Annotated in this window: 14 protein-coding genes; 3 read left to right on the top strand and 11 right to left on the bottom strand. The window is 40.6% G+C overall.

Annotated elements, in window-relative coordinates; all coding sequences use genetic code 11:
• Nucleotides 1–195: 195 nt before the first annotated feature.
• Genes proC through VOI17_RS09355 form a run of 3 tightly spaced genes read left to right on the top strand, consistent with a single transcriptional unit; the run spans nucleotide 196 to nucleotide 3,014 of the window.
• Nucleotides 196–1,023, top strand: a complete 828-nt coding sequence (gene proC, locus VOI17_RS09365) for a pyrroline-5-carboxylate reductase (protein ID WP_323756987.1) — start codon at nucleotides 196–198, stop codon at nucleotides 1,021–1,023.
• Nucleotides 1,024–1,025: 2 nt separating this feature from the next.
• Entirely contained in the window at nucleotides 1,026–1,805 is a 780-nt protein-coding gene (gene proB / locus VOI17_RS09360; RefSeq protein ID WP_323756986.1) for a glutamate 5-kinase, read from the top strand.
• Between the two features lie 9 nt (nucleotides 1,806–1,814).
• On the top strand, nucleotides 1,815–3,014 hold the full coding sequence (locus tag VOI17_RS09355) for a glutamate-5-semialdehyde dehydrogenase (RefSeq protein WP_323756985.1): 1,200 nt from the start codon (nucleotides 1,815–1,817) through the stop codon (nucleotides 3,012–3,014).
• Nucleotides 3,015–3,056: 42 nt separating this feature from the next.
• On the opposite strand, the gene VOI17_RS09350 is transcribed toward VOI17_RS09355, so the two are convergent.
• From VOI17_RS09350 to VOI17_RS09300, 11 genes are all read right to left on the bottom strand, one after another.
• Nucleotides 3,057–3,755, bottom strand: coding sequence for a hypothetical protein (locus VOI17_RS09350; RefSeq protein ID WP_323756984.1), 699 nt, complete (start codon nucleotides 3,753–3,755; stop codon nucleotides 3,057–3,059).
• A 7-nt stretch (nucleotides 3,756–3,762) separates the two neighbouring features.
• Complete coding sequence (locus VOI17_RS09345) at nucleotides 3,763–6,033, bottom strand: xanthine dehydrogenase family protein molybdopterin-binding subunit (protein ID WP_323756983.1); 2,271 nt, start codon at nucleotides 6,031–6,033, stop codon at nucleotides 3,763–3,765.
• Nucleotides 6,026–6,487: a (2Fe-2S)-binding protein gene (locus tag VOI17_RS09340; RefSeq protein ID WP_323756982.1), complete on the bottom strand. Its 462-nt coding sequence runs from the start codon at nucleotides 6,485–6,487 to the stop codon at nucleotides 6,026–6,028. The genes VOI17_RS09345 and VOI17_RS09340 overlap by 8 nt, the downstream gene beginning before the upstream one ends.
• Before the next feature lie 53 nt (nucleotides 6,488–6,540).
• The gene (locus VOI17_RS09335; RefSeq protein ID WP_323756981.1) at nucleotides 6,541–7,365 is read right to left on the bottom strand and encodes a M23 family metallopeptidase; all 825 of its coding nucleotides are present in this window, start codon (nucleotides 7,363–7,365) and stop codon (nucleotides 6,541–6,543) included.
• 84 nt (nucleotides 7,366–7,449) lie between these two features.
• Nucleotides 7,450–8,259 (bottom strand): 4-(cytidine 5'-diphospho)-2-C-methyl-D-erythritol kinase, encoded by an 810-nt coding sequence (ispE, locus tag VOI17_RS09330; protein WP_323756980.1) that lies wholly within the window; start codon nucleotides 8,257–8,259, stop codon nucleotides 7,450–7,452.
• Between the two features lie 92 nt (nucleotides 8,260–8,351).
• Complete coding sequence (locus VOI17_RS09325; RefSeq protein ID WP_323756979.1) at nucleotides 8,352–9,167, bottom strand: enoyl-ACP reductase FabI; 816 nt, start codon at nucleotides 9,165–9,167, stop codon at nucleotides 8,352–8,354.
• Nucleotides 9,168–9,282: 115 nt separating this feature from the next.
• A complete protein-coding gene (can, locus tag VOI17_RS09320; protein ID WP_323756978.1) occupies nucleotides 9,283–9,879 on the bottom strand; it encodes a carbonate dehydratase in 597 nt (198 codons plus the stop codon).
• An 11-nt stretch (nucleotides 9,880–9,890) separates the two neighbouring features.
• Nucleotides 9,891–11,465 (bottom strand): SulP family inorganic anion transporter, encoded by a 1,575-nt coding sequence (locus VOI17_RS09315; protein WP_323756977.1) that lies wholly within the window; start codon nucleotides 11,463–11,465, stop codon nucleotides 9,891–9,893.
• Nucleotides 11,466–11,567: 102 nt separating this feature from the next.
• A complete protein-coding gene (locus tag VOI17_RS09310; RefSeq protein ID WP_323756976.1) occupies nucleotides 11,568–11,861 on the bottom strand; it encodes a hypothetical protein in 294 nt (97 codons plus the stop codon).
• 183 nt (nucleotides 11,862–12,044) lie between these two features.
• Entirely contained in the window at nucleotides 12,045–13,415 is a 1,371-nt protein-coding gene (locus tag VOI17_RS09305) for a HAMP domain-containing sensor histidine kinase (protein ID WP_323756975.1), read from the bottom strand.
• A 1-nt stretch (nucleotide 13,416) separates the two neighbouring features.
• Nucleotides 13,417–14,097: a response regulator transcription factor gene (locus VOI17_RS09300; RefSeq protein WP_323756974.1), complete on the bottom strand. Its 681-nt coding sequence runs from the start codon at nucleotides 14,095–14,097 to the stop codon at nucleotides 13,417–13,419.
• Between the last annotated feature and the right edge of the window lie 117 nt (nucleotides 14,098–14,214).

Here is a 14,214-nt window from a genome sequence, read left to right as displayed (position 1 = left end):
GTAAGTATAATGAGCTACGCAAAACATATTAAATATTCGAAAAAGGTTACTTTTTCTGATTCTCGGACCCTTCCTGTGGTCTTCCGCGTGTTCGTTAATTAATCATTGAAATCTAATTATTGTTGCCACCGAGGTATTCACCTGGGGCATTTTGCTATATGCAATCTTTAATAAATTAATTTAATCAACACAATCATGAAAGTGCTAGTAATTGGTGCGGGAAATATGGGATTGATCTATACGTCCTCCATCGCAAAATCGGGTTATTTAAAAAAAGAAAATCTGATCATCTTCGACAAATCTCTCGAGTTAAGAGAAACGCTTAAAAAGTCTACAGAAAATTATGAAGTCTACGATACGCTAGAGGAATGCCTTCCCATAGCGGATATCATTTTTCTGGCCGTAAAACCTTATCACAGTGATGAACTCATGCATGAAATGAGGGAAATGATGAATGACCAACAATTGGTGATTTCCATTATGGCAGGGATTACTATTGAATCCATTCAGCAAGGTTTGGGTATAAAAAAAGTGGTTCGTGCCATGCCAAACCTGCCTGCGCAGGTGGGTAAGGGAATGACGTCTTACTTGGCAGCCCCTGAAGTTTCTCGGATTGAATTGTGGAGAGTTGAAGATTTGTTGAATACTACAGGTAAGTCGGTAAGGGTTGATTCACAGCGATTTATAGATGCCTCTACAGGTATTTCAGGTTCTGGGCCAGCCTATGTGTTCTATTTCATGGAATCTATGATGGAAGCCGCTAAAAGCATGGGCTTTTCAGATAACGACTCAAAAGTATTGGTCAGCGCGACTTTCGAAGGAGCCATTGAACTGTTCAATAAGAATAAGCTTTCTGCGAATGGTTGGATGAAAAAAGTGAGCTCAAAAGGAGGTACTACCCAAGCAGCATTGGATTCTTTGGATGACAATAATGTGCAACAGTTAATTCACGATGCCGCATACGCTGCTTTTAACAAAGCAATAGAATTAGGGCAGGAAGAAACAGAACTACAAGAAAAATAGTCGTGGTAAAATCAGGAAAAAAAAGAGTAGTAATAAAAGTAGGTACCAACGTACTAACGAATAAAGACAACCGCATTGTAAGGCCCGTAATTCAGGGAATTGTGAAGCAAATCGCTGAACTGTACGAAAGAGATATTCTTGCAGTATTGATTTCATCGGGCTCTGTAATTGCAGGCAAGGAAGTGCTTGGACATTCTGAAATTGAGGACAAGGCCATTAGAAGGCAAGTTTTTTCATCTGTGGGACAACCACGGATGATGCGAACTTATTATGAAACCTTTCACGATTACGGAATGAAATGCGCACAAGTATTGGCCACAAAAAGGGATTTTAATCCTGGCGTTTGGCGCGAAAATATGATCAATTGTTACGAAGGGCTATTGTCTGAGGGGATTATTCCAATTGCGAATGAAGATGACGCTACATCACTGTCGCACACCATGTTTACCGATAATGATGAAATGGCAAGTTTGGTGGCCGAATTGATCAATGCCGATATGCTTATTCTTCTGACCGATACACACGGGCTGTATAATGGCCATCCTGATCATAGTGATACTTCAATTATTAGAGAGGTGAGTGCGGATGAAAATCTGGAAAAATACATTCAGAAAAATGAAAAAGGAGAGGCCGAAGGACGAGGCGGGATGGGTTCTAAATTGAAGATTGCTCAAGGCGCTGCCGCCAAGAATATCACCACATTTATAGCAGATGGTAAGCGTGAAAACGTCATTATAGATATTGTTAATGGGAAAACGGTAGGTACCAAATTCACAGCTTAAAAAGTAAAAATGGAATTATTAAAAACAGATAAGAAGAATAAAGTATTAGCATCATTTATAAAAATTTTAGGGCTAAACAGAGCCCAAATCATTGCGGCCAATCAGTTGGATTTGGCTGCTTTTGATCCAACGGATCGTGCCATGTACGATAGGTTGATCGTAGATAATGACAAGATCGACAGCATGCTAAAAGCAGTAGAAGAAGTCATGGAAAAGAATGATCCAGTAGGGCAGACAAAGTCTACCTTCAAACGAGAAGATGGACTGGAGATTATTAACAAAACTGCCCCATTTGGTACAATCATGATGATTTATGAGTCTAGGCCAGATGTAACGGTTGAGGCTTCGGTTTTGGCTTTTAAAGCCAATAATAGAATTCTCCTAAAAGGAGGGAAGGAAGCAATACATTCCAATCAGATTTTAATCGACTGTTGGCATCAAGCTTTGCACTTAAATGGTTTAGATACGGATTGGGTACAGCTTCTCAAATTGTCTAGAACGGAGACCCAAGCGTTCTTGAAAAATCCAGATCAGAAAATTGACTTGATTGTCCCAAGAGGAGGCGAGCGTTTGATTGCTTTCGTGAAAGAGCACGCTACTTGCCCAGTGTTGGTAAGCGGAAGAGGGAACAATTTCATTTATGTAGATCATAAAGCGGATTGGAACCAAGCGTTGAAAGTAATTTTGAATGCTAAAACTGATAAGATTTCAGCTTGCAACGCCCTCGATAAAATTTTGCTCGATAAGCGACTTCCCGACTTAGAGAATAAACTCATTCAGCTACAAAAAGCCTTACACGAATTTGAGGTAGAACTTGTGGTAGATCAAGAAGTGAAGAAGATTTTGACGGAAGAACCAATCATTGAAGACGAAAAAATTTGGTTCGAAGAGTTTTTGGCGCTCAAGGCATGCGTAGCCCTTGTAGGTGACGAAAAGGAAGCCATTCAGAAGATTAATAAATATTCTGGTGGCCACTCTTCAGCCATTATGACAACCGATAAAGTGCTGGCACAAAGTTTTATGGAGCAGGTAGATTGCGGAGCAGTGTATCACAACGCTTCCACCCGTTTCACCGATGGTGGTCAAATGGGAATTGGTGGCGAACTGGCCATCAGTACCGATAAGCTGCATCACCGTGGTCCATTAGGGCTAGAACAATTGGTGACCAATAAATATTATTTCTTCGGAAATGGTCAGGTTAGAGTATAAACTGAATCGATGATTTTTAGGCCTGTGGGATGTAAGTATTGATTATTTACAGTCTATGGGCCCTGTTTTTTGCTCCTGATTTTTTAGCAATTCTACTTTGATCAAAGAATTTGGGTCTGTGCCCAGCCAAGCATGAACTTCTCTGGCAATGCCTCCAATATGATCTTTAGAAGAAGGCCCAGTTTCATAGCCAGCAATTACCACCACGCTTTTGTGATTGGCCGTAAGTAAAAACTTAGTACTCCTTTTGGGTTTCGATTCACTCGCCCACATCATGCACATGAACCACATTTCATCATCTGGCGATAATTCACTTCGCTGTACTTCCCCCACAGAACCTTGCCCAATTTGACCACCTTCTTCTGGAGTCCATTCTTTGTTCCATCTTTTTGAATACAATTGCTCAAAAGTCATTTTAGGGTCGAAGGATTGGTAAAAAAGAAAGCTGCGCTGAAGGTGCTGCTGAATATTATCGGTTATAGTTTTCGGCCATGGCGCTTGATTGATGAACTTATCCACTTGAGTGACATAATGGTTTTCTTCTACAAACTTTCCACTGGTGGGTAAGTTGATGGTTCTCTGCCAAGGCGAATTTCCATAGGGCATATTATGCTTGATCTCTATTGGTCTTGTTTCGCAAAAAGAGTGAGGCAGTTGGGGGGCTTCAGCCGGTTTATTTACCGTCAATTGAGTGCAGCTGCAAACCAAAAAGAGGAGTGCGAATAACTTGAATAATTTCATGAAAGGTTTAAACCAGTTTAAAACCGTGATTTTTTAAAGGGAGTGAACGAACACGTTCGCCAGTAGCGGCAAAAATAGCATTCGTCAGCGCAGGAGCAATAGGCGGAGTACCCGGTTCTCCAACACCACCCGGTGCTTCGTTGTTTTCCATAATGTGCGTAAACACCTCTGGCATATGTTTCAATTTCAATATTTCATAGTTAGGGAAGTTTGACTGCTGAATTTTGCCTTCTTCAATGGTGATTTCTCCATAGATAGCGGCTGTCAATCCAAAAACAATTCCGCTTTGCATTTGCGCTATAATGGTATCAGGATTTACATAATTACCACAATCAATCACGCAGAATACTTTGTCTATTCTGAATTCCTTTTCTGAGTTGATGTTGATTTCGGCTACTTGTGCCACAATCGAACCGAAGGATTCGTGAAAAGCGATGCCTCGGCTTTTTCCTACGGGAAGAGGAGAATTCCAATTGCTGATTTCAGCTACTTTATCCAGCACTTTTTTCTGTCTAGAATTTGAAGAAAGAAGTTTTGCTCTAAATTCATATGGGTCGGTGTTGGCTTCATTAGCGAGTTCATCTATGAAACTTTCCGTGAAAAAACCATTGTAAGAATGGCCTACACTTCGCCAAAAGCCTAAACGCATTGGGCTTTCAATAAACGAATACCCCACTTTTCGTGCACCCAGATTATAAGCTAAACCTAAAGCACCTTCGGCTGCGGTGGTGTCTTGCGATTCTGGTGGAGTCATTAACGGGAAGTTTCGTCCAATGCTACTTCGTAAAACCGATTGAAGCGACATGTGATTTTCCCAGGCGGATATTGTTCCGTCAGCATTGATCCCTGCTTTGAAACTGGCCATAGCTGCTGGTCGGTAAGTATCAAACTGAGTATCCTCCTCCCTCGACCATACCATTTGAACAGGAGTGCCTTTCATCGCTTTGGCAATGCGAACGGCCTCGGTAACAAAGTCGTTTTCTGCCCTTCTTCCAAAACCACCACCTAAGTATTTAATATCGATCTCTACTTTACTGCTACTAATGTCTGCTTCTTTTGCAGTCGCCATGGTGACTAGGAATGGTGCCTGATGCCCCACCCAAACTTTGGCTTTATCTTCCTCCACCAATACAGTGCAGTTGATCGGTTCCATGGTGGCATGTGCTAAAAATGGGACTTCATATTCCGCTTCATAAATCTTGTCAGCGGTTTCAAATACTTTGGCAGTATTGTCAATATTTTCTTTTATATGGTCGATTTCTTTATCGAGCCTTGCCTTTAGCAGTTGAGAAATATGAGCAGAAGAAAGCTGTTCTTGCCCCTTACTGTCAATCTCAAAGGTGAGGGCGTTGGCTGCTTGCTGTGCTCTCCAGGTATTGTCGGCAATTACAGCCGCACCCTCAGGCCACAGCGCTATGTGTTTTACGCCTCGCATGGCCATTACTTCAGCTTCATTCGATACGCTCGTTATTTCTCCTCCAATAATGGGGCAGTGTTTTACCGCAGCGAAAAGCATGTTTGGCAAACGCACGTCTATGCCGTATTCAGCAGCTCCTGTCACCTTTCCTTTTAGGTCAATGCGCTGAGCAGGTTTACCAATGATACCAAAATTCGACTTAGACTTTAGTGTAGGCTGGTTGTTTGGTTTTTCTTCCGCTGCAAGAAGTGAAAGTGATCCGTAAGAGACTTTTTCGCCAGTTTCAGTATTGATGATAAAGCCTTTTTCTGCTTTCAATTTATCGATGTCAACAAACCATTTTTTCATGGCCACTTTCATCAACATTTCCTTGGCAGAAGCGCCCATAATGCGGTAATGCTCATACCCATCACGAATAGTGGTACTGCCGCCAGTAGCGATATACGGAAGAATGTAGGCTACCTTTTCCATGAAATGAAAACCTGTGGAGCTTGAGGTTCGCTCGTAATGCGTAGCCAAGTTGATGTTGGCATAAGGCGATTCTACTTGTGGATGAATTACCTCAATTTGATCTAAATCTACTTCCAATTCTTCTGCTGTAAGCATGGCCAATGCGGTATGAACGCCTTGGCCCATTTCTGCCCGCGCAACGGCCAGTTTAATTTTGTTGTCAGGAGTGATATGAATGAAGGCATTGAGCGATTCTGCACCTTCAAAGCCTATTCCGTTAAACTGCTTTTTCTTATAATTAGAAAAGGCTACTCCGCCCAAACCCAAAGCAAAACCACCTCCGATTACAGCTCCGGAAATAATAAAAGCCCTGCGACTTATTTTCTGTCCTCTGGTTCTTGCTTTAGCCATTTTCTTGATTTTGGGTCAATACATCTTTAATGGCTTCTTTAATTCTTTGGTAAGCTCCGCAGCGACAAATGTTCGAAATGGAAGCGTCAATTTCTTCTTCTGAAGGCTGGCTGTTGTTAGATAGAAGGCTTTCTACTGTCATGATCATTCCAGATTGGCAATAACCACATTGAGGTACTTGATTGTCGATCCAAGCCTGTTGAACTCGCGATAGACGATCATCTTTTGCAATGGATTCTATGGTGGTAATGGCTTTTCCTTGCAGTGCTGCAATAGGCAATACGCATGAGCGAACTGCTTGCCCATCCAAATGAACAGTGCAGGCACCACAAGCGGCAACTCCACAACCATATTTCGTTCCAGTAAGGTTCAGTTCATCGCGTAGCACCCAAAGCAAAGGCATATTGGGTTCCACATCCACTTCGTGGTCAATACCATTCACGTTAATCTTCATAGCAAAATTTATCCGTTTTGGAATTTAACAAAAGAAAGCGGAGGTGAAAAGCTTTACTGTTTTTTGATTGCTGTATAGATGTTGCCTTCTATCAGAATTTCGGTTTTATTCCTTGAAGTCTTGAATAGAGTGGGGAGCGAAACTTGTCTATCTTTTTCAGTTTTGCGCACTATAAAATGAAGGTGTGGACCAGTACTCCATCCTGTATTTCCACTTAAAGCAATTGGGTCACCCGCTTCCACTTTGTCCCCTAATTCTACTGTTACGCCTTCGAACTGCAAGTGGAGGTAATCTGCATACGTGCCATCTTCATGTAGTATGGTGACGTAATTGCCCATGTCGTTGCATCTTTTGCTTCCGCAGCCTTGGTTAGAATCTTCTTTAATTCGAACCACTTCTCCAGCCCTAGCGGCTAAAATTGTAGTGCCCGCATCCATGGTGAAATCCAGTGCATTATCTCCTTGGTGTGTGCGAGTACCATTGTAGCCTTGAGTAAGTCTATAGCTTGTCCCTTCTTTAAAAGGAAGTAAATATTCTTGGTTAGGCTTGTGCTGTGCATTTGCGTCTCCAAAACGATAGATGTAACTGAAGGAATATTGCCAAGATCTTTCGAGTGGGATTATCAAACTTGTAAGTCTGAAATCTTTAGTGTTTGCAGGAACTACAATAAAATCAGGGACATCTTCAGAAGGTCTTAAGCCTTTCAGTTTCAGTGTTAATGTCACCGTTTGGGGATAGGGTTTATCGTTATCGGCATAAATGCCAATTCTATCAGCTTCTTTTATGTCATATACGTTGATTTCCTTTTCTTGGGCAAAAGAAAGCGTGAAGAAGCCTGAAAGAAAGACTAAACCAACAAGTATTAACCGTATACGCATAGTGTTTATACTGACGAATTAAAGACGAAGATAATATACGATTTATTGTAAAAATGTATGCTGAAAACTGCAGTGACTCTTCTGTTAAAGCTCAATTAGCTTATATGTGTGCTTTTCGAACACTGGAGTAACCTCTGGTTTTTGGGTATATAATCCGAATAGGGTAGAACCAGAGCCACTCATAGCGGCATATACGGCTCCGTTTTGGTAAAGGGCTTCTTTAATTTCGCCTAAAATAGAGTGCTTAGGAAAGATTGACGTTTCGAAATCATTGACAAGCTTTTCGCGCCATAACGCAAAGTCTTTACTTTCTAAAAGAGACTTTAAGTCTACTGCATTCGGCTTTGGCCTTACATTCGCGTAAGCTTCTTGGGTTGAAATGTGTACCTCGGGTTTGATCAGGAGCATCCACATGCCAGATAAATCTAGGTTGAAAACCTCTAAATCCGTTCCTGTTCCCGTGGCAATGGCCGGCTTATTCTGAATAAAGAAAGGGCAATCGCTCCCCAGTTGGGCAGCATAATCTTCTAAAACCGAATCATCCAAGAATAACTGAAATTCACTGTTCAGCATTTTCAGCATAAAAGCAGCATCTGCTGATCCGCCACCTAAACCAGCACCCATGGGAATGATTTTGTGCAGGCATACATTCAATTCAGGTAAACCGAAATCTTTGTGTAGCAGCTTGTAAGCCTTTAAAACCAAATTGTCTTTTTCATCACCAGGAATGGCAATTCCGCTAGAAGAAAAGGAGATTTTTTTACCAGGAACAAACTCCAATACATCGCACCAAGGAACAGGGTAGAGGCAGCTTTCAATGCTATGGTAGCCAGTATGGAGCTTTCCTGTAATGGAAAGGCCTAAATTGATTTTAGCATTTGGGAATGTAACCATGACGCGATTGGTGAATTAAAAACAGCCTGCTGATTTTCGTTTTAAAACGTTTGTCGGCAGGCTGCTATATGTTGTCCTTAACGGACTATTTATTAGTCTTTTTTCAACTGCTCAATCAATCTATCTGTAATGCCTGAAGAAGAGAAACCTCCATCGTGCATTAAGTTCTGCATAGTTACCATTTTGGTATAATCAGAGAACATCATAGCACAGTAGTTAGCGCAATCTAAAGCACTTGCATTGCCTAATGGGCTCATTTGGTCAGCATATGAATAGAATACATCAAAACCTCCAACACCTGTTCCGGCAGTAGTCATGGTAGGTGACTGAGAAATAGTATTTACTCTCACTTTTTTCAATCTAGCATAACGCTCACCGTAGCTTCTTGCAATTGACTCAAGCATGGCTTTCGCATGTGCCATATCAGAGTAATCAGGGAAAGTACGTTGTGCTGCAATATATGATAAGCCTAAGATAGAACCCCATTCGTTCATGGCGTCTAATTTTTCGGCCGTTTGCATTACTTTATGAAAAGAAATGGCCGAAACATCTAAGGTTTTTGTTAACCAATCGTAGTTCAAATCACCATAATCACGGCCTTTTCTTACGTTCGGGCTCATGCCTATTGAGTGCAAAACGAAATCGATTTTACCACCTAAAATTTCCACTGACTTGGTGAAAAGGTTTTCTAAATCTTCGATTGAAGTTGCGTCTGCAGGAATAATTTCTGAACCACAGGCTTCTGCCAATTTGTTGATTTCCCCCATTCTCATAGCTATAGGGGCATTGGTAAGGGTGAAAATTGCCCCTTCAGCCTTTGCTACTTCAGCTACTTTCCAAGCGATAGAGCGTTCGTCTAATGCGCCAAATATGATTCCTCTTTTACCTTTTAATAGATTATTTGCCATAGTACGTTTTCTTATTTCGGTCGTAAAAATAGACATTCAATTTAATAAACCGATACGAAATGTGTTTTCGAATAATCAAGCATACTCGGCAAATAATCTAAAAAGACAAGATGTATTAAAATGCGGTTGTTACGTCTAAGTCTTTAATCAAGCCATTTTTGATGTCGTAGACCCAGCCGTGAACCTTTGGAGCATCATTTTTTGTCCATGAGTTTTGGATAATACTTGTGGTGGTAAGGTCGTACACTTGTTCAATTACGTTGAGTTCTACAAACCTGTCTGCTCGGGATTTTTGATCTTCAATCGCATCCAATTCTGTTTTATGAAGTCTATAAACATCCTTGATATGTCGAATCCAGTTGTCTACTAAACCATATTGATTATTATCCATAGCAGCTAAAACTCCACCGCAACCATAATGCCCACATACGATTACGTGTTTTACCTTTAGGATATTCACTGCGTAATCAAGTACACTCAACATGTTCATATCGGTATGAACTACCATGTTGGCAATGTTTCTGTGAACAAAGATTTCTCCTGGTTCTGTACCTGTAATTTGGTTAGCGGGCACTCGGCTATCGGCACAACCAATCCACAAGACTGGTGGTTTTTGCCCATTCGCTAATTTATTAAAGAAGTCTTTGTCTTCACTTAATTTTTCTTCAACCCACTTCTGATTGTTATCGAGTAATTGTTTAGCTAAAGTCATGTTTTATTCTATTAATGATTAACGGTTACTGTTGATCCTGTTGGGATATTAATAAGTTCAATGGTAATGTTCTTTTCATGGGCAGACTCCTTGAAGTTATAGATTACTTCAAGTGCGTCATAATCAATTTTGGTTGATCGAGACCCATCTAAAATTACATCGCTATTATGCGGTAAGTGCTCTAAGGTAAGTTGCAAACTAGCCTTGTTTAAGAAGGAAACGTGCTCACTCAATTCTAGCCTGATTTTGCTATTGTTAGTGCTTACTTGTTTCTCTTCTTTGTAATGGTAAGGTACTTTATAGTTGGCTTTTAGGATATAGAATATACCAACAGCCATACCAATCAGGATACCGATTAAGAGGTCGGTGAAAAGAATAGCTACCACAGTAGTGATAAATGGAACAAACAGTTCACGTCCAAGCTTGAATTGCTGCTTATAGAGTGCTGGCTTGGTTAATTTAAAACCAACCACAATTAGAATTGCTGCCAAAGATGCCAACGGGATCATGTTCATGATTGCAGGAAATATAGCAACGGCAATCAGTAGTAAAATACCATGGAAAATGGCTGACATTTTCGATTTCGCTCCTGCTTCAATATTGGCAGAACCCCTTACGATTACAGCTGTAATTGGTAAGCCTCCAATTAAACCAGCAACAATATTGCCTACTCCTTGCGCTTTTAATTCAGCATTTTGAGGCGTACGTCTTTTGTGAGGATCCAGCTTGTCCATGGCTTCAACACAAAGTAGTGTTTCTAAACTGGCTACAATAGCCAAAGTGAAAGCGGTGATGTACACGTTGATGTTGCCGAGCAAAGAAAAATCAGGGAATTGGAAGACAGCACCTAGCGAATCTAAACCTGAAATCACAGGGATATTTACCATATGGTCTCCATTGATGGAAAGATCAGGGTAGAAAGTGTTAAAAAGGTAGTTAATTAAAACCCCTATAGTTACCACGATAATACCACCTGGAACTCCTTTAAGGAACTTGTTCTGCTTAACGAATTTACTGCCCCAGCCAATTAATATGAATAATGAAACCAATCCTACAATCAGACTGCCGAGGTAAATATGGTCGAATGACGAAACAAGAAAGGAAAGCGTATTGCTACCGTCTTGCTGTATGAACTCCATTTCGCCAAAGGCATCAGCATCAAAGCCAATAAGGTGTGGTATTTGCTTTAGAATAAGAATTAACCCGATGGCTGCCAACATTCCTTTGATTACAGGGGAAGGGAAATATAAACCTATAATTCCTGCCTTCAAATATCCTAGTGCTACCTGAATTATCCCAGCTAATACAACGGCAAGTAAGAAACCTTGAAAACCGCCTAGGTCGTCAATGGCAGAAAGAACGATTACGACAAGTCCAGCGGCAGGTCCACTAACACTCAAACTAGATTTACTTAAGGTCCCCACCACAATACCTCCTATAATACCAGCAATTAAGCCAGAGAATAAGGGTGCTCCCGAGGCGAGTGCTATACCTAAACAGAGTGGTAATGCCACCAAGAATACTACGACACTGGATAGCATGTCACTTTTTAGATTTTCTTTCGAAAAAATTTCTTTAAAACTCATAAAAGAATTGTTAATGTTTTTGGCGATATCCTTTAGGGGATTGGCCTGAATTACTGTGGCATATGCTACAGCGTTTTGATAAAGTAGATTTTGATTATTTTGTTAAGCAGTAGTTAACAAATCAGGGGGAGGAGTTGGTATTTTTTCTTTTATGAAATCCCCATCTAATTGAAAGAAGTAGAAATCTCTTTCAATAAAGTCTATTCGAATTGAGGCTTTGTAAATCAATGATTGATTTAAAACAAGGTCATCAATGTCAACACACTCCTCTTTTGTTTCTTCGTCAGGCAAAGTAAGGGGGATTGGGATTGAATCAGAATCTGAGCTGTCTTGTTCCTCAGCGTCATTTTGTCCGTCTTGATTCAAATCAAGCATAATGCTTTGATTGGGTGCCATAACGACTCTATTGAACGAATACACTCCGAAACCCTGTATCGAAACGAGAAAGCTCATTAGGATAATCAAACATGTATGGAGGTATTTGCGCATTAAAAACGGACTGTCCTTTTTATTTTGTGCAAATATACGGGCTAGGCGCGCGAAGGGCTGAATCTCAAGATTAGAATACCATTAGAATTTCTAACGATCGATGGAAATGGCCTGTCGGTAGTTAGGGAGCCTTATCTTGACATTTGTGCCTTCGCCTTCTTTTGAGTTGATAATGAGGCTTCCACCATGGATTTTAATCACTTTTTGAGCCAAAGGCAATCCGATTCCAAAACCATTAAAGGCCCTGGCATTTGAAGCACGGAAAAAATGCTCGAAGATATTCTTTAATTCCTGAGGAGGAATGCCAATGCCTTTATCATCCACTTCAATTTCAACCCAGTTTTCATTGGCAGAAACCTTAATGGTCACTTCTTTATTCATAGAGAACTTGCAGGCGTTCTCTACAATGTTGTTCAGCACCATTCTGAGCAGGCTTTGGCTTCCTTGAACAATGAGGCATTCTGCAGTTTCTGGCAATTCGGAAAAATCGAAACTGATTTGGTTCTCAGGCTTGATTTTATCAATGTCACTTTTCACGATGAGCATCAACTCGTCAATTCGGATACTTTCTATGATAAGGCCCTTATTATCGTGATCGGCTTGTGCTAACTCAAGTAAACATTTCACTAGAATCTCTAATCGGTTAGATTCCTTTTCAATAGTGTTTAGTGAGGCAATGTATTCATCCACAGTTCTTTGTTTTCGCAACGCCACTTCAACTTCCCCTAAAATAGCGGTTAGTGGGTTCTTAAGTTCATGCGATGCATTGCTCACAAAATTGCTCTGGATTTCGAATGAGGTTTCTAGCCTGTCGAGCATATTATTAAAGGTGGAAGAAAGCTCTGCAAGTTCATCGTTGTTTTCTCCTGTGTCTAACCTTAAGTGAAGGTTTGATGCCCTAATTTCGTTTGCTCTTTTTACAATGCCTGAAATGGGAATTAATACTTGTTTGGCTTGAAAAACACCAACAATGAAAATGACAATTGAACAGGTGATAAAAGCAATAATCAAAATGCTTCTTAGGCTGTGAATGAGGTTTGCGCCATGTTCATCAATGGCAGAAATAATAACAATAAAGTCGTTTTGGTGGTAAGAATGGATGCTTCCGTAGTAGGCAATATTATCAATTTTCTGGGTTAGCTCTTCGCCATTCTTTATGGTTGAAGCGAAAGATCTAACCGGTACGGGTAAGCTACTTAAATTTGATTTGGGTACTACATATGCATGCTCGTTGGTCAGGTGTAGCAAGTGTTGCTTTTGAATTTGATTGAAAGCTAATGAGTCAAGCTCTTCTGCTTTGAGAAAGAAGTCGGCTTCAATTTTAGCCCGCTTGCTCAAGTGTTCATAGAATTCCTTTTCTGAATATACTTTTGCAAAGTAATAAATAGACACAAAAGTAGCCAAGAGCAATGTGCAGGTAGTCAGTGTGAAAATAAGGGTGATCTTACTTCTGATTTTCATTTCAAACTTCTTCTTTTAAAATATAGCCCATCCCAATTACGGTTTGGATCATTTTCACATCAAACCCCTTGTCAATTTTATTCCTCAAGTAGTTCACATACACATCCACTACGTTGGTGCCGACATCGAAATGCAGACCCCAAACGTTTTTGAGAAGGTCAGCTCTAGAAAGCACTTTACCGGAATTCGCCATCATGTATTCAAGCAGCTTGTATTCTGTTGAAGTGAGTTTGATTTCTGCTCCTGCCCGACTTGCGGTTTTTGTGTCTTTATCCAGTACCAGCTGGCCTAATGTTAATGATTGGTCGTTCTGGAGTTTCCTGTTTCTTCTGGACAAAGCATTGATTCTGGCCAGCAGTTCTTGAAATTTAAAAGGTTTGGCCAAATAGTCATCCGCCCCTGAGTCTAAGCCTTGAACCACATTTTCTGTGGAGCTCAAAGCCGTAAGCATCAGTACCGGGGTTTGAACACCTTCTTTTCGGAGTTGTTTGCATAATTCCAGACCACTGATGCCTGGAAGTATAATGTCTAAAATGAACATGTCGAATTGGCTTGCAATCAACATCTCCCTTCCAGATTCAGCACTATGGGCCACTTCAACAGCATAACCCTCTTCTTCAAGCCCCTTTTTTATAAAGGCCGCTACATTCTGTTCATCTTCAACTAAGAGTATGTTTCTCATGGTTTTTATAAAGAGGTCATTATGAATTACAGAACTCCGCTTAATGACAAAAGTAGAAATTTGGATGGATTAATAAACCCAATATGGTATTGGTGCTGTTAAATCGGGGAGGCTAGC

Source organism: Roseivirga sp., assembly GCF_034669765.1.
Lineage (GTDB): Bacteria > Bacteroidota > Bacteroidia > Cytophagales > Cyclobacteriaceae > Roseivirga.
The sequence above is the reverse complement of the archived record's forward strand: the minus strand, read 5'-3'. Positions and strand labels throughout refer to the sequence as shown.